Source organism: Type-E symbiont of Plautia stali, from assembly GCF_059731115.1.
Genome location: NZ_AP035906.1, coordinates 1,875,830 through 1,898,768 on the forward strand (window position 1 = coordinate 1,875,830; position 22,939 = coordinate 1,898,768).

Annotated in this window: 18 protein-coding genes; 8 read left to right on the plus strand and 10 right to left on the minus strand. The window is 51.3% G+C overall.

What is annotated here, in order from left to right; all coding sequences use genetic code 11:
- Positions 1-11: 11 nt before the first annotated feature.
- Positions 12-971, minus strand: a complete 960-nt coding sequence (locus AC6I8L_RS08665) for a zinc-dependent alcohol dehydrogenase family protein (RefSeq protein WP_064511372.1) — start codon at positions 969-971, stop codon at positions 12-14.
- Between the two features lie 1,259 nt (positions 972-2,230).
- On the opposite strand from AC6I8L_RS08665, the gene AC6I8L_RS08670 reads away from it, so the two are divergent.
- From AC6I8L_RS08670 to AC6I8L_RS08700, 7 genes are all read left to right on the plus strand, one after another.
- On the plus strand, positions 2,231-4,747 hold the full coding sequence (locus AC6I8L_RS08670) for a type VI secretion system Vgr family protein (protein WP_498014477.1): 2,517 nt from the start codon (positions 2,231-2,233) through the stop codon (positions 4,745-4,747).
- Between the two features lie 2 nt (positions 4,748-4,749).
- Positions 4,750-6,354, plus strand: coding sequence for an esterase/lipase family protein (locus tag AC6I8L_RS08675; protein ID WP_479402688.1), 1,605 nt, complete (start codon positions 4,750-4,752; stop codon positions 6,352-6,354).
- Positions 6,351-7,445, plus strand: a complete 1,095-nt coding sequence (locus tag AC6I8L_RS08680) for a Tli4 family immunity protein (protein WP_153012354.1) — start codon at positions 6,351-6,353, stop codon at positions 7,443-7,445. Before AC6I8L_RS08675 ends, AC6I8L_RS08680 begins: the two co-directional genes overlap by 4 nt.
- Before the next feature lie 258 nt (positions 7,446-7,703).
- Complete coding sequence (gene yiaA, locus AC6I8L_RS08685) at positions 7,704-8,144, plus strand: inner membrane protein YiaA (RefSeq protein WP_058962385.1); 441 nt, start codon at positions 7,704-7,706, stop codon at positions 8,142-8,144.
- A gap of 342 nt (positions 8,145-8,486) precedes the next feature.
- Entirely contained in the window at positions 8,487-8,741 is a 255-nt protein-coding gene (locus tag AC6I8L_RS08690) for a PAAR domain-containing protein (protein WP_072226632.1), read from the plus strand.
- 5 nt (positions 8,742-8,746) lie between these two features.
- The gene (locus AC6I8L_RS08695; protein WP_498014408.1) at positions 8,747-9,898 is read left to right on the plus strand and encodes a KPHS_23130 family T6SS system protein; all 1,152 of its coding nucleotides are present in this window, start codon (positions 8,747-8,749) and stop codon (positions 9,896-9,898) included.
- A 76-nt stretch (positions 9,899-9,974) separates the two neighbouring features.
- Positions 9,975-13,274, plus strand: a complete 3,300-nt coding sequence (locus AC6I8L_RS08700) for an ImcF-related family protein (protein WP_082678162.1) — start codon at positions 9,975-9,977, stop codon at positions 13,272-13,274.
- Positions 13,275-13,385: 111 nt separating this feature from the next.
- Here AC6I8L_RS08700 and nth read toward each other — a convergent pair whose 3' ends face one another.
- From nth to ydgT, 9 genes are all read right to left on the minus strand, one after another.
- Positions 13,386-14,018, minus strand: coding sequence for an endonuclease III (nth, locus tag AC6I8L_RS08705; RefSeq protein WP_058962383.1), 633 nt, complete (start codon positions 14,016-14,018; stop codon positions 13,386-13,388).
- Positions 14,015-14,722 carry an electron transport complex subunit E gene (locus tag AC6I8L_RS08710; protein WP_058962382.1) on the minus strand — a complete coding sequence of 236 codons (708 nt, stop codon included), beginning with the start codon at positions 14,720-14,722 and terminating at the stop codon, positions 14,015-14,017. Before AC6I8L_RS08710 ends, nth begins: the two co-directional genes overlap by 4 nt.
- Positions 14,719-15,351: an electron transport complex subunit RsxG gene (rsxG, locus tag AC6I8L_RS08715; protein ID WP_058962381.1), complete on the minus strand. Its 633-nt coding sequence runs from the start codon at positions 15,349-15,351 to the stop codon at positions 14,719-14,721. Before rsxG ends, AC6I8L_RS08710 begins: the two co-directional genes overlap by 4 nt.
- A 2-nt stretch (positions 15,352-15,353) precedes the next feature.
- Positions 15,354-16,412: an electron transport complex subunit RsxD gene (gene rsxD / locus AC6I8L_RS08720; RefSeq protein WP_058962380.1), complete on the minus strand. Its 1,059-nt coding sequence runs from the start codon at positions 16,410-16,412 to the stop codon at positions 15,354-15,356.
- Positions 16,413-19,220 (minus strand): electron transport complex subunit RsxC, encoded by a 2,808-nt coding sequence (gene rsxC, locus AC6I8L_RS08725; protein WP_479402682.1) that lies wholly within the window; start codon positions 19,218-19,220, stop codon positions 16,413-16,415.
- Positions 19,213-19,791 (minus strand): electron transport complex subunit RsxB, encoded by a 579-nt coding sequence (gene rsxB, locus AC6I8L_RS08730; protein ID WP_034827415.1) that lies wholly within the window; start codon positions 19,789-19,791, stop codon positions 19,213-19,215. Before rsxB ends, rsxC begins: the two co-directional genes overlap by 8 nt.
- On the minus strand, positions 19,791-20,372 hold the full coding sequence (gene rsxA / locus AC6I8L_RS08735; protein ID WP_034827413.1) for an electron transport complex subunit RsxA: 582 nt from the start codon (positions 20,370-20,372) through the stop codon (positions 19,791-19,793). The genes rsxB and rsxA overlap by 1 nt, the downstream gene beginning before the upstream one ends.
- 123 nt (positions 20,373-20,495) lie before the next feature.
- A complete protein-coding gene (locus AC6I8L_RS08740; RefSeq protein ID WP_034827411.1) occupies positions 20,496-20,939 on the minus strand; it encodes a DUF2569 domain-containing protein in 444 nt (147 codons plus the stop codon).
- Between the two features lie 102 nt (positions 20,940-21,041).
- Positions 21,042-21,257: a transcription modulator YdgT gene (ydgT, locus tag AC6I8L_RS08745; protein WP_034827409.1), complete on the minus strand. Its 216-nt coding sequence runs from the start codon at positions 21,255-21,257 to the stop codon at positions 21,042-21,044.
- A gap of 675 nt (positions 21,258-21,932) precedes the next feature.
- Between ydgT and ytfQ the strand changes: the two genes are divergently transcribed.
- Complete coding sequence (ytfQ, locus tag AC6I8L_RS08750; protein WP_058962431.1) at positions 21,933-22,889, plus strand: galactofuranose ABC transporter, galactofuranose-binding protein YtfQ; 957 nt, start codon at positions 21,933-21,935, stop codon at positions 22,887-22,889.
- Positions 22,890-22,939 lie beyond the last annotated feature (50 nt).

Consider the following 22,939-nt stretch of genomic DNA (forward strand, 5'->3'; position numbering starts at 1 on the left):
TCAGCCTCTCTTTACTCGTCCAGACACAGCAGGGGTTTGCGCGTACGACCCGACTGGTGATAACTCTCAATACCCGCGCGCCACTCGCTCAATGGGAAAATTTCCACCTCACCACACTCGCTGTCGCGCAGCAACGGCCAGACTTCTGAGAAAAGCTGTTGCCACAGTGCCGCGCCAATATCACCTAAGGTGTGCCGCACATGGAACCAGTGCAGCGCCGGACGGATAGCATTCACTTTTACTGGCGTGCCGCTCAATACTCCATAAGTCACAAACTGTGCGTGCTCAGCTAGCGTTCGCCAGATCAACTGCCCCACATCGCCGCCGACCGCATCAAACACGATATCGGTTTGCGCACTCACTGCTTCAATCGCTTCCCGCGCAGTCTCCTGCAACGCAGTCAGGCCGAGGGCGTCCAACTTTTCTACATGTGCTGACGAGCGATACACCAACACCACGCGTCGTGCACCGTGCAGTTTCGCCCACTGGGCCAGCAAAAGTGCGCAGGCGGAACCACCGGCAGTGATCAGGACATTTTTACCGCTGACCGGCCATTGCTGCAGCATCAGCCAGGCGGCCAGCGGATTGATATAGGCGCGTGCGGCCAGCGTATTCGTAATATCCGATGGGACCGGAATAGCGAGCTGTGGATCGATATCCACATAACGTTGCCAGCAGCCCACACCACGCAGCGGTAACACGCGTTGCCCCACTAAATGTGAGTAAGCAGAGGGCGCGGCGATCACGGTGCCCACGCCTTCGTAGCCAGCAACCTGTGGCGGCGCGACACGATGACGATAAGCACCGGTAATCGGGATCAGATCAGATGCGTTCACTGGCGCATAGTGCATTTGCACGCGCAGCAGGTCAGCGGAACAAGGGAATAAAGAGGAGGATTCCAGCGTCAGTACATCAACAGGATCGCCAAACTGCCGATACCAGAGCGCGAGATTGCGATCCGTTATCGGCATGGACTCAGACTTCGGTTTTGGCGTCGAATTAGGATGGTGAAGTCCTAAATAATCATTATTTAATGTCATGAGGTTTTAGCTTAAGGACGATTTCTTATAATTCTACATGACCACTTTTGCTTTTTTCCATTAATAGCAACCCGCTAATGCAATGAATTATATCCTTTCGGTTAAAGCCCAGATCTGCCGGCATCTCTGATAGAGAGGAAAATGTGTCCCAAACTGAGTGCTATTTGTGAAACAGAGATAGCGGTGGCGCTTTCCCCCCCCCTTAACCTCGGCAACGTGTACCGGGCGCAACGATCACGGCAATCGCCCCTCCAAAATAATCCCTCGGAGAAAGTTGTTATATTTGCTTACTGGTTTGTCCTCATTTGAATGAAGTGACCGCCTGAGAATAAATTTTCTCAAAAATTTTTTTCAGATATTTCTGACTAAATTATGAGCCATCTAACAATGACTTAAAGCCAAATTTAAGAATTTCCTTATAGAAATCAGCAATAAGAGATCGTATCAGGATGTTGCTTTAGGTCCACTGATTACTTTATATTCGTGCGCGAACTTACAGGAAAAGTCGGGTCTTAATGCTTTTCTCCATTATTTATACGATTGAATCATAAGTGTGGTTTATCAAACTGGGGCTTTGAAAGTCCGTTCCAATTTATGCCAGTGCCTGCACACCGCAGGGGCGCATAAGTCAATCGAGCTTACTCTCTCGTTCATAAGGAGAACGCAAGGGTGGTGAAGGTTAACCCTGTGATGCACGACATCAAGGGCACTTATAAAAAGAAGCGCAACTACCTGAAGCAGATTGAATTGCGCAGCGAATAAAAACCTGGACTTACAAGGATGTCAAAATCATTCATTCCAATTCATTGCACGAACGCGCCTTCGCGTAAGCCCGTGTGGGTGGTTCACTGTCCGCTTTTTCAGAGGTTCGCCTGCGCGCAGATACGCCTCTGAAAAATACACCGATTTACAGATGCCTCAGACCTTATAGGCCTCGGTTAACGGCCACGGGCGGTAGCGTGCCTGAAACAGAGTGAGAATTTATCAAATTTAGTAGTCGCAGCAGCCGTATAACAATCACTGGGGGGCGGTTTTTCCCTATGGAAAAGCATGCGATATCGGTGACGTTAATCCCTGATAGCTTGACAAAGAAGTAATTATCGGCAATCAAGAAATAAAAATATTACTGACGTTATTCTCTCTGCAATTAGTGGGAGACATAACAATTCGTCATCAAGGAGAGAATGACAATGATCCCCTCTGGCCTAATAGAAAAAACAGCATCGGTAATTTCCTCTACGCTCAATCGATATTCTTTATTGATTCCAGCCTGCAATTCACCGATTGATGTGGAAAATCTTACGGGCATGGAAGCGCTGAGCGAGAACTACCTTTACAGCGTGATGTTCACCAGCCCGGATAATGACATCTCACCAGACCGGATGCTGCGCAAAGCGGTGACGCTGATTATGGGCATTGGACCTCTGCAGAAATTCGAATCGCAGAAGATTGTTCACGGTTATATCACCGATTTCCGTCGTCTGACGGGCTCCGCAGACCAGGTCAGCTATCTTGTTATTATTGAACCTCGCTTCTCGCTTCTGGATAAACAATTCCGCTCACACCGTTTCTTTGTGAATAAATCCGTTCCGGAAGTCGTCAGTCAGATACTGGATGAGCATGGTTTTCAGGGGTGGGAATATGAATTCAGCCTGAAGCATGGCTACCCCAAAAGGGAGCAGATTAACCAGTATCAGGAAAGTGACCTGAAGTTTGTACAGCGTCTGTTGTCCGAAATTGGCATTTTCTATTACTTCACACTTCAGCCAGACACTCAGACTGAGGTCATCCGTTTTGGTGACGCGCAGAGCGCTTATTCCGATCAGAAGTCGCTGCCGCTGAACAGTCCCTCGGGTCTTGAAGACAATGCTCAGGAATCTGTCTGGAACCTGAATCTGACCCATAACGTGGTTGAAGCGGGTGTGACAGCGAAGGATTACAACCACCGTGAGGCACAACGCGTGCTGCGGTCGGTGAAGGCCGATATGACGCGGGGTGATGGTGACAACATCTCTTACGGGCAGGTTTATCACTATCGTCCCCGCCATCCCTACAGCGGCGATAAGTTTGCTCCGGAGACCGAGACCGCAAACTTTTATGCCCGTCTCGATCATGAACGTTTTCTTGCCCGGCAGACGCTGATATCCGGTATTTGCAACGATGCTTTTATCAGCCCCGGACATGTTTTATCTGTTACCGAAACAGGCATACCCACGCTGCCTGCACAGCTGCAGAGTCCCGTTTTAATCACCCAAATCAATGTCAGTGCGAGCCGACGTTCAGCCTTCCAGGCCACGCTGAATGCTGTGCCTTACAGCGAAACGCTATGCTGGCGTCCCGCACTGCTTGCCCGTCCTAAAGTCAGCGGCACCATGACGGCGCGTGTGACCAGTGCGAAAGACAACGACATCTATGCCTGGCAGGATGCATCCGGGTTATATCGTGTGGTGTTTGATGCGGACGAGGATGGCAAGGATCGCGGCCTGGAAAGCATGCCCGTTCGCCTCGCGAAACCTTACGGCGGGGATATGTACGGCTTCCACTTCCCGCTGATACAGGGGACGGAGGTGGCAATAGCGTTTCGTGAGGGAGACCCGGATCAGCCTTATATTGCTCATGCGCTGCATGATTCACGGCATGTGGATCACGTTACCGAAAAAAACAGTACTCGCAATGTTATCCGTACGGCAGGGCTGAATAAACTGCGCATGGAGGATAAGCGTGGTGAGGAGCATATCAAACTCAGCACGGAGTATGGGGGTAAGACGCAGCTTAATTTGGGGCACAATGTCAATGCACGGCGTGAGCTTCGTGGCGAAGGTGCAGAACTGCGCACTGATAATCATATCGCTATCCGTGGTGGCAAAGGCGTGTTTATCAGTGCGGATATTCAGTCGCAGGCACATGGGAAGATGTTGTCGATGCAAGATGCTCTTGGCGAACTTCAAAAGGCGCAGCAGTTAACTGAGTCCTTGAGAAGTGCAGCAGAGATGGCAAAAGCCGAATTGGCGGATTTACAAACCCAGAAATCGCTTTTGAGTGATGCCATCACCGAGCTTAGGCAGTCAGCGTTACTACTCTCAGCGCCTGGTGGCATCGCGCAAGCCACGACTAAAAGCCTGCAACTGTCAGCAGGTGAAAACCTCATTGCAACCAGCGGTAAAAACACTGACTTCAGCGTAATGAAAGCTTTCACGGTGGCAGCGGGAGAAAGAATCAGCCTGTTTGCACAAAAGCTGGGACTGAAGTTACTAGCGGCTAAGGGGAAAGTCGAAATTCAGTCTCAGAGTGATGAGGTGTTGCTGGATGCATTCCAGGATGTACGCATCAGTAGTAGCGAAGGTAAAGTTATCATTCGTGCAAAACAGGATATTTTACTGGTAGGTAGCGGTGGTGCTTATTTGAGAATAGGAAACGGTGAAGTAGAGAGCGGTGCCCCGGATAAAATTATTCAGCGCGCAGCAGTATGGCAAAAATTCGGAGGTCAAAGTGCAAGCGAAATGTTTAATACCTGGCAGCAGTGTAATTATGAACTCAACACGCAATTCATCTGGGCAGGTACCAAAGAAGCGGTAAAAAGTTATAAAGGGAATGTGAGCAGTGATCTCGGGAAGACATTAGTTACTTCAGATGGCGCAGGGAAAATAGCCTCTCAAAATTTCGCTGACATTGCCATAATTAATTTGAACTTGAACAAGGAATGTTAACCATGGCTGAAGAACATAGCACATCAAATATTGAACCTACATTTGATGATAATGGCAATGCTTGTTATCAGTTATATAGCACACCTAAAGGAAAAAACATTGTTCAGCAATGTATCGTGTATCCAGATCGAGTTATTCCAGTCATTTTTATACCGGGAGTAATGGGTAGCAATTTGAGAATGAACGATAAGAAAGGAAAAAGTATTTGGCGGCTAGATAGTAAAGATGAGCTTGTTTTGTACTGGTTTGGTGAAAATGGGAAAACGCGAAGAAAAAAGTTGGATCCCAAAAAGACAACTGTAGATGATGGTGGAAAAATAGATGATAAAAAAGAACCCTTTTTACTTAAAACTCGCCGGGAACGTGGGTGGGGAACAGTAGGTTATGAAAGTTATGGTACTTTTCTTGACTGGTTGCAAAACACTCTCAATGACTTTGAAAATGGACATTCTAATGAGCGCACTAACCTGCTGAAAACCGCGCTTGAACTAGAGGTGGGTGATACATCAGTTAGTAAGGAAGAGGTAGATTTGACTTTCCGTTACCTCTTCCCTGTCTTTGCTATGGGGTATAACTGGCTTCAGTCTAACGCCGTTTCAGCTGATGCGTTGAACAAATACATTGATGAAAAAATCCAGTTCTATCGGCTAAAAGGACGGCAGTGCGAGAAGGTGATTTTGATTACCCACTCTATGGGGGGCCTTGTTGCCCGGCACTACACACAAATCCTCGGTGGAGAAAATAAGGTACTTGGCGTGATACATGGCGTGATGCCAGCATTGGGAGCCGCAGCCACTTATCGAAGAATGAAGGCTGGTACAGAGAACGCTGCAGGTAACGTTAAAGGCTGGGGAGCTGCAAAAGTATTGGGCTCAGATGCTGAAACCATGACCGCTGTACTCTCTCAGGCTCCCGGACCTCTGCAATTGTTGCCGGGGAGAGAATATGGCCTAGGCTGGTTAAAGATAATAGACGACAAAACGATATATGCACTTCCAAACGAATGTCCCTATAGCGAAATTTATCTAAAACAGGACCAGTGGTGGGGACTATGTGAGGAGCAGTTTATTAATCCTGGAACAAGCCTAAACTCAGTCGATTTGGACAAGGACTGGCAAAAATTCGCCATAATATTAAAAGATGAAGTTAAGCCTTTTATTGAAGGCCTCTCAGGAAAATACCATCCTCAAAGTTGGGCTTTCTACAGTGGAGACGAGGCATATCGGGCCTACGGTGACGTCTGCTGGCGTGCAAATACCCCTCGTGCAGAAGCGTGGCTGAATCGAAACCGTCAGCGTGACGGGCTGGCAGGCCGTGCTTTGGACAAAACAGAAATGTCAGCCAAGCGAAGTGTTTCCTCTCCACTGTCCGGTAGCGGATGGGCAACAGGAGTTTATCAAACTTACGAATTATTGCCTGCAGAAGAAGCAGGGGATGGCACGGTTCCTGTGCGATCTGGGCGTATTGCGGAGAACTCTCTAAAGGCACGATTTCAGGTTTCTGTCGAACATGAACCTGCTTTCCAGGACTTGAAGGCACAGCAGTTTACTCTAAGGGCCTTAGTGAAAATTGTTCAGCAGATAAAAAACACGCTGAGGTTTGAGTGAAAGTTAAAAAGACCATTGCTTTGCTTTTGTTTTGTGCTGGTATTGCTGGATGGTATGGATACAGCAGGTTGCCACTCAGAGTAAATTTGACCTCAGAGGAACGTGAACACGTGACACATTTTTTAAAGGAAAGAACTACCCGTTGTGTCGGACGCTATTTGGTTGACCTGCCGGAAACATTTACTATTACGTCTGACGATGTCATGGCGTTTGTTGATACATCATCGGTGAAGTATCAAAGAATTTATCGACCGGCTTTTGAACAGAAAATTCGGTTAAGAGAGGCTGAGCTATCAGCCACGAAAACTTTAAATCCACTGGATATGCCGTATCTAAAGAGAGTTTATTTCTTATCTGACGACATGCAGGGGGTGATATTTGAGCGGAATGAATATTTCCAAGTGCCCGATTCATCACGAGTGCTTGAGGCTCACATTTACACTAACGGTGTAGCAGTTGAAATAACTATAGAAGCCAGAAATGGATTATCGCGTCGCTATGATAAAGATCGTAAGGATACCCCTGAGATCTATGGTAACAATGTTCCGAAAAAACTGGTTGAGCTAACTGATTTGCTAAGGCGTATTTCCGGTAAGCAGGAGTATGAAATACCAAATGAACCTGGATTCTGTCTGCCAGAATTGTTTATAAAGGATGGAATAACTAAGCCAAATGAGGAGATTAGTGCTAACTACATCTCTCAAAAATACCCTGAAGTTACATTTTATTTTGATAGCGATAACTACAGTGACTCTGACGATTCCCTGCTGGAGAGAGGCGTCATGATGGAGCGCAACATCAAGCGAGCCGAAGGCAATACCATCGCCAGTGGACGCCGTAACATTAATGGATTGTATGCAGAACAGTGGCTGGCAAAGGGATTGCTTAGTGACACCTACGGTGAAAAAGCTCTGCGATTTGTCATTAATATCAATGAAAAAACGGCATCGCCCAAGCATCCAATGTTATCTCTGACGTTCCTGCAGCAGGGCCTTGAGGGCGAGGGACGTCTTACAGAGGCCGAAGCTGTAAGTATCTGGCAGCAGATTACCGACACTATCCGTATCCGCCCAAATGCGATAGCAAAATAGCCTGCTTTACCTAATCATTAGTGCAACTGCATGACGTATAAGTTGTTTTATGTACTGAGTGTTGCCTGTCTATTGCCAGGCATTCTCCCATGCAATGTCAACCACCTATTCAATCCAAATATTTTTACTGTTTTTAGTCAACGGCTGTTTGAAAAATGTACGCAGGGCGCAATGCCCTGGCGCATTGGTCTGGATTTAATTCCGGCGGGAGGTCTTTTTAACATTTTAACCTATTTTCAATAAATTAAAGGAAATCCTATGAAAACGCAGAATATCCCTGTTTCACCCGCATTTATCGCTATTTCCTGGATTGCCATGATCGGCGGCAGTGTGGTTTATTTGGCCGGTTTGTGGCATGCAGAGATGGAGCTAAATGAAAAAGGCTACTATTTTTCTGTGCTGATTTTGGCGCTGTTTGCTGCGGTTTCATTGCAAAAAACGGTTCGCGATCGCCAGGAAAATATCCCCACAACTCGCCTTTATCACGGAGTGTGCCTGCTGGCATTTGGTCTTTCAGTTGCGCTGCTGGTTATCGGATTGGTGAATGCAACACTGATGCCTAGCGAAAAAGGGTTTTACGGTGTGTCATTCTTCATGGCGCTATTTGGTGCAGTAGCCGTGCAGAAGAATACCCGTGATAACCAATTCACAGAACAAGGGATACCGGTTAATAATAACGCTGAGAATACTTTGGAGTAATGGCTGTCGGGCGGTGATGCGCCCGATTCGAATTATACCATTAAAGATTGTTCATATTTATTTAACCCATTGCACCTTCTGTTGAGAGTATGCTCATTTAATAGGGTGTTCAATTATGATTAATAGGAATGCCGCGGTTCAAATTTCATGCGATAACGTTTTTGTATATGATCGATATAGTAAGTCTATAAGTTTAAACTAGTAATCCTTTGGTTGTTATTAAGCAGTAAGGTATGTTACGCGGTTGTTATTTATAATTTTTAGCTATTAATTTTTGAAATTTATTGATTTGTTAATTTCCTTTAATGATGTATCTCACCATTAAAAATAGGAGAAAAGTATATGCCAGCACTGACTTGCTTAGGCGATGCAACAACACACGGCGGTAAGGTTATATCAGCCACATCAACCATGTATGTCGAAGGTGTACAAGTTGCATTAGTAGGAGATAGCGTTTCATGCCCACTGCATGGTTCTAACCACATTCAGCAAGGCGATCCTACAGTTTTTGATAATGGCGTTCAGGTGGTTGTTCACGACTGCGTATGTGAATGTGGTTGCAAAGTTATCAGCTTTCGAAATGAGATGGTAGATTAAATAAAATGAATTGGCCAATTCCAGATATTCCATCAAAAAAAATCTTGAAAAAACCATCCATTAAATTTCTGACAATTATTTTTCTTGTTTTGATTTCCCTGGGGGCATTGGTCTCTATTTTATTTTTGAGGGATAATAGCTACAGAGATGTAATGGTTAATGGTTTGCTACCTTCAGTTATGATATGGCTATGTCTCGTTGGAGTTGTTTGGTTTCGCTATGATCAATCTTCCAATGCAGCTATATTATGGGATATTCAGACTCAATTTACCAAATCTCATTGGCAGCGTTGGGCTATGTGGCAAAGGCCGGTTATAGCAAATATAATCTTGTGTCCTGAAGAAAATGGAAGCGAAGCTTTAATTGGAGATCCTTCTGATATTCCAGCATATCCAGTTAAATGCAGACATCTACACCACGATTTTATGAATTTAAGCGCTAAGTTTATTTTTTTAGATGAAAATCTGGAAAGACAATGCCCTGGTTATCGAAATAGTCTTTATGACATCATTTTACTCAAAACAGAAAAGCATGATGCATCTCACATTTCTGAGGCTGTATTTAAACAATGGGATATTGTCCCTAATATTGTATCTTTAACCGACCAATACTTTTCAGGTTCTGAATTCTGTTCGATTAAAGAAATGGCACTGATTATTACCTTACAGGATTGGCCTAACTCTGTTGAATGTGGATATAGTGAATTCATTAACGCAAGTCTTATATGTTCATCAGAAATGATCAAGAGTGATTCATTCCTTGTCAAAGCAGGTGTAGGGAGATTTTTGCATTCAAACTCTCTGACGAAATCACTTGATATTCTGACGGAGTATAACAGGTTGGAGGCCTCAGAAATGAAGCATGTATGGCTTTCGGGAGTTGAGGAGGCTGATAAGATTACAATTGTACGCTATGCTGAAGAAAAAAAATGGGCACTTCCTTCTCGATATCCATTTTTGGTTGTTAATCATTCATTTGGCCCGCCAGGACCACTATCCTTTCCTGTTTCTATTTCATTATTAGTTGATGCTGCAATTAGAACGGGAGAAACTCAATTATTAATATCAGGTGGCAAGGATAAAGCCTATTCATTTTGTCTGATTACAAGGAAGTTTTTTTATGACATCAACAGCTTCGCCGGTCATTCGGCGTTTTAGTGTAACAGGATATTCAATATTAGTCGTGGCGCTTGCATGCGTAAGTGCATTCCTGATCACTACTTTCAGAAGTGGTATGGATATCTTAGGCGTAAATGTTGAATATGTTTGGTTAATCTGGGGGATGTGTGTAATAACTTTAATAATAGTTGTCTTTACTCTTCATTTTTCTCAGAAAAAGTCAATTGGCGAAGAGCATGAGCAATATTTACCTCAAAAAATAATTGGGCACGACAAGCAATTAGATAAGAAAAAAACCACTTCAACTGAAAATCACCGGATTATTCTTCAGCATCTCCATTATGCTCTCCACCAACAACACGGCCGTCTTTGGAATTTCAAAGTTCACATCCTTCTCATCACGGGCAGCGTGTCAGACGTTGAACGCTTGGCACCTGGCCTGACCAATCAACTCTGGCAAGAGGACAGTGGTACGCTGTTGTTGTGGGGCGGCGATCCCGCCTCTCAAACTGATGAAAACTGGCTGATTGCTTTAAAGCGTCTGCGTCACCGTCCTGCAGACGCGATAATTTGGGTGACTTCTGCTGCTGACCAGCTTAACGACATTGGCGGGTTGCCCACTACTTCGCAACCTTCCAGTGCCGCGATGGATGCCACCGCACATGCCTTATCGGCTCGCTGCAATATGCTCGGCTGGCGACTGCCGCTGTTCGTCTGGTCATTGCATACACGGGCTGGAAAGCAATCTGGCCGTATAACTCAGGCCGTTGGGTTCCAGACTTCCACAACCAATAATCACGATGCATTGCTCGCGGCACTGGCGGCGGATCTCATCGCGCAGGGGACCCAGCAGGTGGCGGGCTCGCCGCAGCATCACTTTTTGCTGAGCCTCGCGGACCAGCTGGCGCGTGTGCCTGAATCGATAACTGCGCTGCTTTCTCCGCTGCAGAGTGTTCATCGGTCTCTGACGCTGGCGGGGATAGTGTTCAGCCCGCAATCGGAAGGTACGGCACTTACGGTGCCACACCATTGGATACGCGATAACCGCTGGGATGCGCTGCCTGCGTCTTCAAATGAACTCCCTGCTCATCTTCGCCCGTCTCGCTATGGCATGCAGTGGAATCGCATTCTCGCCGCAGCCGCCTGTGTGCTGGTGGTACTGTGGGGAGTAGGAATGCTGGTCTCTTTCGCCGCCAATCGCAGCATTATCGGTGATGCCGTACAGGTGACTGAAAATGCTTCTGACAGCAGTCAGTCTTTAAAACAACGGCTTGCTGCGATGGGCTTGCTTCAGGACACGATCGGACAATTACAGTATCGCCAGGAGCATGGTACGCCCTGGTACAGTCGTCTTGGATTGAGTCAGAACGATGAGCTGCTGTCCGCCCTGTGGCCTCGTTACAGTAAGGCGGCGCTGCCTCTGCTACGCGATGCAGCAGCCTTGCAGCTTACTGACGCACTGAAAGCCTATGCCGCACTCCCACCCGACAGCCCATTGCGGGAAACGCAGTCAAAGCAGGCCTACACGCAGCTCAGGTTGTATCTGATGCTGACGCGCCCTGAACGTATGGACCCCTGTTGGTTCAGCAAGGCACTGATGCAAAACTGGACGCAGCGGCAGAGTCTGGACCAGGCATACTGGCAGGGCGCCGGGAGTCCGCTGCTGGCTTTCTATGCAGAGAATTTCAATGCTCACCCTGAATGGGCGCTGAAAGCAGACCCGGAGCTGGTCAGGCAGGTGCGCACCCTGCTGGTACGTCAGATGGGAGTAACCAACAGCGAAACCCGCCAGTACCAGCGGGTGCTGGCGCAGGTGGCGCACCAGTATGCCGATATGCGCTTGGCAGACATGACCGGCGATACGGATGCGGGGCGCCTGTTTACCACCGATGAAGTGGTGCCCGGCATGTTCACCCGTCAGGCGTGGGAAGACGGCGTTAAACCCGCGATTGAAAAGGTGGCGCGGGAGCGGCGTCAGGAGATGGACTGGGTACTCAGTGATGCGCCGCCCCCCGCTGGTGATGCTTCCTCACCCGAAGCGCTGGAGGCGCGGCTCACCAGCCGATACTTTGCCGACTACAGCGCAGCCTGGCTGAACTTCCTCAACAGCCTGCGCCTGAAGCCTGCACCGACGCTTTCCGACGCAATTGACCAGCTCACGCTGATGGCGGATGTGCGCCAGTCGCCGCTGGTGGCGCTGATGAACACCCTCAGCGTGCAGGGGCGGACCGGGCAGAGTGGGGATGCCATTGCTGACTCGCTGGTGAAGTCTGCGCAGAACCTGCTCAGTCGGGAAAAGCGCCCTGTCATTGACCAGAACAGCGGCCCGAGCGGCCCACTCGATGCGACTTTCGGCCCGCTGCTGGCGCTGACTGACAGTCAGGGCAGCAGCAGTATGAGCCTGCGCACCTTCCTGACGCGCGTGACTCAGGTGCGTCTGCGCCTGCAGCAGGTCACCAACGCGGCAGACCCGCAGGCCATGACGCAGACGCTGGCGCAGACGGTATTTCAGGGGAAAACCGTGGACCTGACTGACACGCGTGATTACGGCAGCCTGGTCGCCGCCGGGCTGGGGCAGGAGTGGAGCGGTTTCGGGCAGACGGTGTTTGTGCGCCCGATGGAGCAGGCCTGGCAGCAGGTGCTGATGCCGGCTGCGGGCAGCCTGAACGCCCAGTGGCAGCAGGCGGTGGTGAACGAGTGGAACAGCGCGTTTGGCGGCCGCTATCCGTTTAAAAATGTCAGTAGTGAGGTGTCACTGCCGTTGCTGGCGAAATATCTGAACGTTGAGAACGGACGCATCACCCGCTTCCTGCAGTCGCGTCTGAGCGGCGTGCTGCACCGCGAAGGCACCCGCTGGGTACCGGACAGTATCAACGCCCAGGGGCTGACGTTTAACCCGGCCTTTCTGCAGGCGCTTAATCAGCTCAGCCGGATTTCCGACGTGGTGTTCACCAATGGAGAGGCCGGGCTGCATTTTGAACTGCGCCCCGGTACGGCAGCAGACGTGATGCAGACTGACCTGATTATTGACAGTCAGAAGCTCACCTACATGAATCAGCAACCGGTGTGGAAACGCTTCACCTGGCCTGCCGACACAGAAGCGCCGGGTGCATCACTGAGCTGGATAAGCACGAAGGCCGGCACCCGCCAGTACGGCGACATGCCGGGCAGCTGGGGTCTGATTCGCCTGCTGGATAAGGCTCAGGTCAGCGCCAATCCGGGCATCAGCAGCAGCTGGCGGCTCACCTGGCAGGCTCCGGACGGTCGTCCGCTGAACTACATTCTGCGAACAGAAGCGGGGGAAGGGCCGCTGGCGCTGCTGAAGCTGCGCAACTTCACGCTCCCGGCCGACATTTTCATTATCAGTGACGCCCCGGACGTGCCGGATGAAACCTTTGTCAGCGAGGAAGACTGATGCCACTGCAATCCCTGATTAATGCCTGCGGTGCGGATGCGGACCATCTTCGCGTGCTGGCCACGGAGTCTGTTTCTCTGTGGGAGCCGTGGCTGAAGCCCCTGGCGGACACTAAGACTCTTTAGCGTCAAACTCACACAAATCTTCAATCAGGCAGGAGCCGCAGCGCGGTTTACGTGCCACGCAGGTATAGCGGCCGTGCAAGATTAACCAATGGTGGCAATCGACTTTAAAAGCAGAGGGCACCACTTTAATCAGCTTATCTTCCACTTCTTCGACATTCTTGCCGGGCGCGAAGCGGGTGCGATTGCTGACGCGGAAAATATGCGTATCCACGGCAATGGTCGGCCAGCCAAAGGCGGTATTCAGCACCACGTTGGCGGTCTTGCGTCCGACGCCGGGCAGGGCTTCTAATGCCGCACGGTCCTCTGGAACTTCACCACCGTGCTGCTCGATGAGAATGCGGCAGGTTTTGATCACATTCTCTGCCTTGCTGTTAAACAGGCCGATGGTCTTGATGAACTCTTTCACGCCATCAACACCCAAAGCCAATATAGCGGCGGGGGTATTTGCCACCGGATACATCTTCGCCGTGGCTTTGTTCACGCTCACATCGGTGGCCTGTGCGGACAGCAGCACCGCAATCAGCAGTTCAAACGGTGAACTGAAGTACAGTTCCGTTGTGGGATGCGGGTTGTCATCACGCAGGCGCGTGAGAATTTGCAGTCGCTTTTCCTTGTTCACACGGCCTTCCCGGTTTCACCTTGTGGCGCGGCTTCAGCTTCAGCTTCAGCAGCGCGCAGTGCGGCTCGTTGCTTCATTTTCTGGTCGATCAGATATTTACCGGCCAGCAGCATGCCTAAGCCAATAAAAGCCCCAGGCGGCAGCATCGCCAACAGCATCGGCGAATCGAAATGGAACACTTCAATACGCAGCGCTTTGGCCCAGGGGCCCAGCAGTTGGTCAGCACCGTTAAACAGGGTGCCGCTACCGATCAATTCACGAATCGAACCTAGCGTCACCATCGCGCAGGTCGCGCCCATGCCAATCGCAAAACCATCCAGCGCCGAGAGCGGGATGCTGCTTTTCGACGCCACCGCTTCCGCGCGGCCCACCACAATACAGTTGGTCACGATCAGGGGAATAAAGATTCCCAATGACTGATACAGCCCGTAAGCGTAAGCATTGATCAGCATCTGCACGCAGCTCACTACCGAAGCGATGATCATTACGTAAATAGGGATACGGATTTCCGCCGGCACCCAACGACGCGAGGCGGAGATAGCGCTGTTGGTGATGGTTAACACCAGCGTGGTGGCCAGGCCAAGGCCGAGGGCGTTAGTGGCGGTTGAGGTCACGGCCAGCAGCGGACACAAGCCGAGCAGTTGCACCAAGGCGGAGTTGTTCTTCCACAGGCCGCCAACCAGCAGGGATTTTGCTTCACTCATGGTGCATCTCCACATTCGGGCAGCGAAGAGAGCTTCGCTGGCAACGTTTCAATCAGTAATGCGGTACGTTTAGTGGCATTCACCACTGCACGCGGGGTAATGGTCGCGCCGGTAAATTGATCAAATTCACCGCCGTCTTTTTTCACCGCAAAGTTCTTGTCGTCGGCACCGTGCACCACTTTGCCGTTAAAGCTGTTGATCCAGTCGGAAATGCGCAGTTCAATCTTGTCGCCCAGTCCAGGCGTTTCATGGTGTTCCACTACGCGGACACCTAATACTTTGCCGTGAAAATCGGCACCGACCAGCATCTGAATCGCACCAGAATAGCCGTCTGGCGCGGTAGTCTCAAGCGCCGCCGCTACAGGCTGATCGCCTTTACGCGCCAGATAGAGATGATGCGGCAGGTTATTGCCTAACGCCGCCGCGTCGGTGACCAGAAAACACTCTTGCTGAATATGATTGTCATACATATCGGTGGGCACCACCTGATCGAGCAGGTTCTTTTGCTGCAGTGCCGTCTGATGCTCCACCGTGGGCTTGGTGACATAGTTCACCACGGCAGTCACACCGGTGGTGATCACCGCAAACGCCGCCAGCGTCACGGCATTTTTACGAATAGCATCGAACATCATTAATCCTTGCGATGGCCGTAAACGCGCGGCTGGGTGTAGTAATCAATCAGCGGCACGCAAATGTTTGCCAGCAAAACGGCGAACGCCACGCCGTCCGGATAGCCGCCAAAGCTGCGAATCAACCACACCAGCAAACCAATCAGTGCACCATACACCAGGCGACCACGGTTGGTTGTCGAGGCGGTGACCGGATCTGTGGCGATAAAGAACGCGCCGAGCATGGTCGCGCCGGAGAACAAATGAATCAGGGGCGAGTTCAGCGATTCCGACGAGAACAACCAGCCAAGGGTGGCGCAGAAGGCCAGCGACACCAGGAAACTGACGGGGATGTGCCAGCGAATGGCATTTTTTGCCAGCAGCAGCATACCGCCCAGCAGGTAACCGAGGTTGATCCACTGCCAGCCCAATCCCGCCAGCACACCGGTATAGATCGGTTCCGCCAGCAACTGTTCTGCGCTATGTCCGGCGCGCAAGCCGGTTTTAAAGGTATCCAGCGGCGTGGCCTGGCTGACGCCATCCACCCCGAGCTGCAACTGCTGCATGGTTTGACCGGCCAGCGTGTGATTGGTGAAGATCATGCTGAGGGAATCCAGCAGGCCAGGTTTGATCGCCTGCAATGACTCAGGCGGCAACCAGCTGGTCATCTGTACCGGGAAGGAGATCAGTAAGACCACATAACCGACCATCGCTGGGTTGAAGGGGTTTTGACCCAGGCCGCCATACAGTTGTTTCGCGATAACAATGGCAAACACGGTGCCAATGACCACCAGCCACCAGGGCGCCAGCGGCGGCAGACTGATGCCGAGCAGCAATGCAGTGAGCAGGGCGGAGTTATCCGCAAGTGTTGGAACCACGGGTGTTTTGCGCAGACGCAAAATGGCGCCTTCGGTGATCCACGCAGTGGCGGTGGCGAGCAATACCTGAATCAGAAAACCCACGCCAAAGAAATACCACTGCGCGGCCATACCCGGCAGCGCAGCCAGTACCACCAGCAGCATGATGTTGCCGGTGCTGCGGCGATTGTGGGTATAAGGGGAACTTGCGATACGAAAAGCCATTTAATCCTCAGTCGTCGAAGGCTGCTGCTGCGCTTTACGCGCTTTGGCACGGGCGACCGCGGCGGCAATGGCCGCTTTACGTGGGTCGGCGGAGTCAGGAGAGGCAGCAGCCTCTACTTCAGAAGATGATTCAGGTGCGGCTTCAGCAGACGCAGAAGCTTGCTCTGCAGCCGCTGCAGCTTTCTTCGCTTTAGCGCGCGCAATGGCCGCTTCCACCGCGGCTTTGCGCGGATCGACCTCAGCGGCAGGTGCTGCATCAGAAGGCTCAGGTGCGTGTGGTTCGTCAGCAGGTTCAGAAATCTGCTCAGCCGCCGCAGCCGCAGCCGCTTTCTTCGCCTTAGCTCGAGTAATGGCGGCCTCAACCGCTGCTTTACGCGGATCAACTTCAGCGGCAGGTGCTGCGTCAGCAAGCTCAGACACTTGTTCACCAGAAGCCGCCGCAGCTTTCTTCGCTTTAGCGCGAGCAATGGCGGCTTCAACCGCCGCTTTACGCGGATCAACTTCTGCAGCCGGGGCTGCATCAGCAGATGCAGGCGCTTGTTCGCCAGCAGCAGCGGCTTTCTTGGCTTTAGCACGGGCAATAGCGGCTTCAACTGCTGCTTTGCGAGGATCAACCTCAGCGGTCGGTGCTGTATCAGCAGGTTCAGACGCTTGTTCGCCAGCCGCAGCGGCTTTCTTAGCTTTAGCGCGCGCAATGGCGGCTTCAACCGCGGCTTTACGAGGATCAACTTGAGCGGCCGAGGCTGCTTCAGCAGGCTCAGAAACTTGTTCACCAGCCGCAGCCGCAGCTTTCTTCGCCTTAGCGCGCGCAATGGCGGCTTCAACTGCCGCTTTACGCGGATCAACTTCAGCGTCCGGGGCTGCTTTAGCAGGTTCAGATGCTTGCTCACCAGCCGCAGCGGCTTTCTTCGCTTTAGCACGCGCAATAGCAGCTTCAACTGCCGCTTTACGCGGATCAACTTCAGCGGCCGGGGCTGCTTTAGCAGGCTCAGAAACTTGTTCACCAGCCGCAGCCGCAGCTTTCTTCGCCTTAGCGCGCGCAATGGCGGCTTCAACCGCGGCTTTGCGTGGATCAGCCTCAGCAACAGGTGTTTCAGCAACGTCGCTGATCGGTTGCTCAGCCACACCAGACTTCTTCGCCTTAGCACGCGCAATGGCCGCTTCAACAGCGGCTTTACGCGGATCGCCAGACTGCTTGCTCAGCGCCTGCGTTTCAGACTGTTTTTCCGCCTGCTGAGCCAACGCCTGCGCATGGCGCGCCTCGCGCTCGGCGGTTTCCTGTTCCGGTGTTTTGGCGGCACGCGCCTTCACGCGAGCAATCGCCGCGTCACGTTCACCCTGATCGCTAAGTGCCACACGCTGTTTAGCTTCTTCATGACGCGCTTCACGCGCCAGTTTTTCCCGCTCTAAACGCGCCTGACGCGCTTCAAAGCGCGCTTTAGCTTCAGCGGTGCGCTTCGCTTCGAGATCGATAGCGCGCAGCTCGGCCTTCTCCTGGCGATAATATTGCACCAGCGGAATATTACTTGGGCAGACGTACGCACAGGCACCGCACTCAATGCAGTCATCGATATTGTGAGCGCGCGCCTTCTCATGATCGCCGCCCTGGCTGTACCAGAACAGCTGCTGAGGCAGCAGTTTCGCCGGGCAGGCGTCCGCACAGGCGCTGCAACGAATACAAGACTGTTCTTCTTCGTTATTGCCCATCTCACTGGCAGAAGGCGCCAGGATACAGTTGGAAATTTTAACCAGCGGGACGTTGAGTGATGGCAGCGTAAAGCCCATCAATGGGCCGCCCATGATCACCATCTGACGTGAACCCGGCGCGAAACCCACATGATGCAACAGATGGCTAACCGGCGTGCCCAGACGTCCCCACACGTTGCGCGGCTGCGCAATGGCTTCGCCGGTCAGCGTGACGACGCGTTCGGTAATCGGCTCGCCATCGATAATGGCGCGCTTTACCGCCCAGGCCGTACCAACGTTTTGCATCAGTACGCCAATATCAGTGGATCGACCGCCGTGCGGTACTTCAACGCCAGTAAGAATCTGGGTCAGTTGTTTGGCGCCACCCGATGGGTACTTGGTGGGGATGACGCGCAGTTGCAACTCGCAATCACCGCCCAAAGCCTGCGTCAGCGCCGCAATCGCTTCGGGTTTGTTATCTTCGATGCCAATCAGCACGCGCTCAGCCTGCAACACCCAGGCGAGGATACGACAACCTTCCAGCACTTCAGCCGCGCAGTCCTGCATCAGGCGATCGTCGGCGGTGATGTAAGGCTCGCACTCCGCAGCGTTGATAATCAGGGTTTTGACGCCGCGCAATCCGCCACGTAGCTTGGTGGCTGTCGGGAAGCCAGCGCCACCTAAACCGGCGACACCTGCCTCATGGATGCGCTTGACGACATCTTCACGCGGAAGCGCACGATAGTCAGGTTGCGGATCGAGTGCAGTCCAGCGATCTTCACCATCGGCGCGCAGGAAAATGCACAGTTCGGAAAGACCCGAAGGGTGCGCGGTCATATGTGGCGCAATCGCTTCGATGGTGCCGGAGGTCGGTGCGTGCACCGGCAGCATGCGTCCGCTGCCAAACGTCAGCGCCTGACCGCGCAAGACGTGATCGCCCGGTGAGACACAAATCTCGCCTTCATGGCCGATATGCTGTTTTAACGGAATGATGAATTGTTCAGGCAGCGGTAACTGGCTTAAGGGCGTGCCGTTAGACTGTGTTTTCATTTCCGGCGGATGAATGCCGCCCTGAAAATCCCACAGCTTCTCTTTGCGGAAAAGTTTTAACAAATTAAGCATGAGTTTCTACCGGGATCACCCGTACAGGAATGGTTTCGAGATCCCATTTCCAGTTGGCCGTGGTCGTAGCAACCGGACGCATTTCAATACAGTCGGTCGGGCAGGGAGCAACACACAAATCACAGCCGGTACAGACATCGCTCAGCACGGTATGCATGGCACGGGTAGCACCGACAATCGCATCTACCGGGCAAGCCTGAATACATTTAGTGCAGCCGATGCAGTTGGCTTCATCAATCCAGGCCACGGTGCGGATCGGTTCCTGCACTTCCTCACCGCCATCCAGCGGTTGCGGTTCAACGTTCAGCAGTGCGGCCAGCTTGAGCATGGTCTGCTCGCCGCCGGGGGCGCATTTATTAATGGCTTCGCCGTTATTACCCACGGCATCGGCGTACGGGCGGCAGCCGGGATAACCACATTGGCCGCATTGACTTTGCGGCAGAATACTGTCGATCTGTTCAACGATCGGATCTTCTTCTACCTCGAATCGACGCGAGGCGTAACCGAGCAGGGCGCCAAAAACCAGGCCCAGCGCAGCAATAGCCACAATAGCAATCCAAATCGCGGTCATTAGAATTTCACCAACCCGGTAAAGCCCATAAAGGCCAGCGCCATCAAACCTGCGGTGACCAATGCAATCGAGTTGCCCTTAAACGGCGCGGGGACATTGGCTAACACCAGGCGTTCACGCATACCAGCGAACAGCACCATCACCAGGGAGAAGCCAAGCGAGGCACTGAAGCCATAGACCGCAGCCTGCATAAAGGTATGGTTGAGATTGACGCTCAGCAAAGGGACACCCAGCACCGCACAGTTAGTGGTAATCAGCGGCAGAAAAATGCCCAGCAGTCGATAGAGTGACGGACTGGTTTTGCGCACCACCATTTCGGTGAATTGCACCACCACGGCGATCACCAGGATATACGCCAGGGTTCGCAGGTACACCAGATCGAGCGGCACCAAAATCAGATGGTTCACCAGCCAGGCGCAAATCGACGCCAGGGTGATCACGAAAGTGGTGGCGAGTCCCATACCAATGGCCGTTTCCAATTTTTTTGACACGCCCATAAAGGGGCATAGGCCGAGAAACTTCACTAACACGAAGTTATTCACCAGCACGGTGCCAATAAAGAGAAGTAAGTAATCGGTCATTTTTTAACCTGGGAAGCCGAAAGGCGTCTATTATCCGGAATTGAGAGGTGCATCTCAACCTCTACACAAAATCTGTGGATGTTGAGAGCACGCAGAATTAAATTCCTGACGAAACTCGCGCCGTTATGGCTGGATAAACGTCTCTTTCACACGTTGAGAACGTTTGAAGTAGGGCACAAAGACCGCCGCCGCCAGCAGTGACAACAACAGCGTTTGAATGGCTTTGTTATCCGCCACCGGGGTGAACGCGAACGTTTTCAACGCCAGTAACACCGTCATCAGCAACCACAGGATGTAATGACGCGGTAGACGGCGCGAACGTTTACAGAACATCCAGCAAACCCAGATACTGTAGACCCAAACCACGCCTGCGGTGAGCAGGGAAATCGCCCATTGCGTGAACAATTGGCTGGCATGAGTGAACAACGTGGTACGCAATTCTGTATCAAACAACGGGCTCAGATACATGGCCACCACCAGTGCACTGGTCAGCATCGTCATAATCAACCAGGCTAGCGGCAACAACAGCCAGCCAGCAATACGCGGCGGGTTTACCGATTCGGTCATCTTGCGGATCCTGTAGCGAAATTAAGAAGGCGTTGTATGTCCAAACGGGGCACGCCCGACATGGACAACGCAATAGTGCAGAAAAAGGCGGGGGAAAACCCATTACATTACGTAGCGCCAGACTGATTTTGGCACGCGGCCCATATCATAAAGACGGCCGCCGGAAACAAGTTCAGCACGACGGTGATCGGCAGCGCGATACATATTGATGATGTCATTATCATCAGTCAGCGAATAATTAAGATGGTCATAGAGTTTTTCCAGACTATCAAGATTATTCACTTTACGGAATTTCAGCAGGTAATCTAGCGCAGTCATGATTGCCATCTAAAAATAAAGTGCTCGGAAGTGCCCAAGTATAGGGAGTGCACTGACAGAGTCCATACGCCAGCATTAAAAAAATTCAAAAATCAGACCACATGAGCTAATTCGCTCATCAAAAGACATTTTTTCTTCATTTTGCCGTTATAAACGCGCATTTCCGGACGGGATTAAGACAAATTCAACCCCGACGGACAGCATGATGTGAAAAAAGCTCACACCTTTATCGTAAATGAAAGTTTTCATTCTTTATCAGGCTTAGTGCCCTGACTTTCATTCATATAAGACGTTTATTAGGCCGATTTATGTCGAACAGTTCAGCAATGGCATCTACACGCTTTGAAACTCTAAATCATGTAGTGTGCGAGTAATCACAAAACTGATCATTGCTTGTGCCCGTAGTCGATAACCATTCTTTACGCAGCGTCTGTAATCGCTTCCAGTAGCCACCATCCTAACCGATTCTGTTTATTACATTTATTTAACCGTCACTGAAATAAATATCAGGCAAATTGTCCATATAGCTGGTATGACTTCTTACATGGATAATTTCGTAACTCCTTTAATTCATTCTATTTTGTGAGGCATGTCGCGCTTGTTTTCTCGCTTTTGCGCCAGGCTTAATCTGCGTTTTGTACCCCTACAGCACACTCCCTTCAGAGGAATGAAATTATGTGGAAACGTTTACTCTTAACCGCCATGGTCAGTTCAGCACTCAGTGCTTCGGTACTTGCCGCTGACATGACGGTGGGCTTCTCACAGGTTGGCTCGGAGTCTGGCTGGCGTTCAGCAGAAACCAACGTGGCGAAAAGCGAAGCGCAAAAGCGCGGTATCACGTTGAAAATCGCCGATGGTCAGCAGAAGCAGGAAAACCAAATCAAAGCGGTGCGCTCGTTTATCGCACAGGGCGTTGACGCCATCTTCATCGCTCCGGTAGTACAAACCGGTTGGGAACCGGTGCTGGAAGAAGCCAAAGACGCCAAAATCCCGGTGTTCCTGTTAGATCGCGCCATCGTGGTGAAAGATAAGTCGCTGTACATGGCGGTGGTGACCGCAGACAACGTGCTGGAAGGCAAGTTGATCGGTGACTGGCTGGTGAAAACGGTCGGCGATAAGAAGTGTAACGTGGTTGAGTTACAAGGCACCGTAGGTGCCAGCGTAGCCATCGACCGCAAAAAAGGCTTCGCCGAAGCCATCGCGGGTCACAAAAACATCAAAGTGATCCGTTCGCAGTCCGGCGACTTTACCCGTAGTAAAGGTAAAGAGGTGATGGAGAGCTTTATCAAAGCGGAAAACAACGGCAAGAACATCTGCATGGTGTATGCGCACAACGATGATATGGCGATCGGCGCCATTCAGGCCATTAAAGAAGCGGGTCTGAAGCCAGGCAAAGATATTTTGACCGGTTCTATCGACGGCGTACCGGATATCTATAAAGCGATGCTGGCGGGTGAGGCCAATGCCAACGTCGAGCTGACGCCAAACATGGCGGGTCCTGCATTCGATGCGCTGGAGAAATTCAAAAAAGACGGCACGATGCCACCAAAAATCATCAAAACCGAATCGAAACTGTTTCTGCCAGACTCAGCGCAGGCACAGCTCGACACCAAAAAAGGCATGGGTTACTGATCCCCGCAACCGCCCTTCGGGGCGGTTATTCATGACGTAAGGCGAGGTAG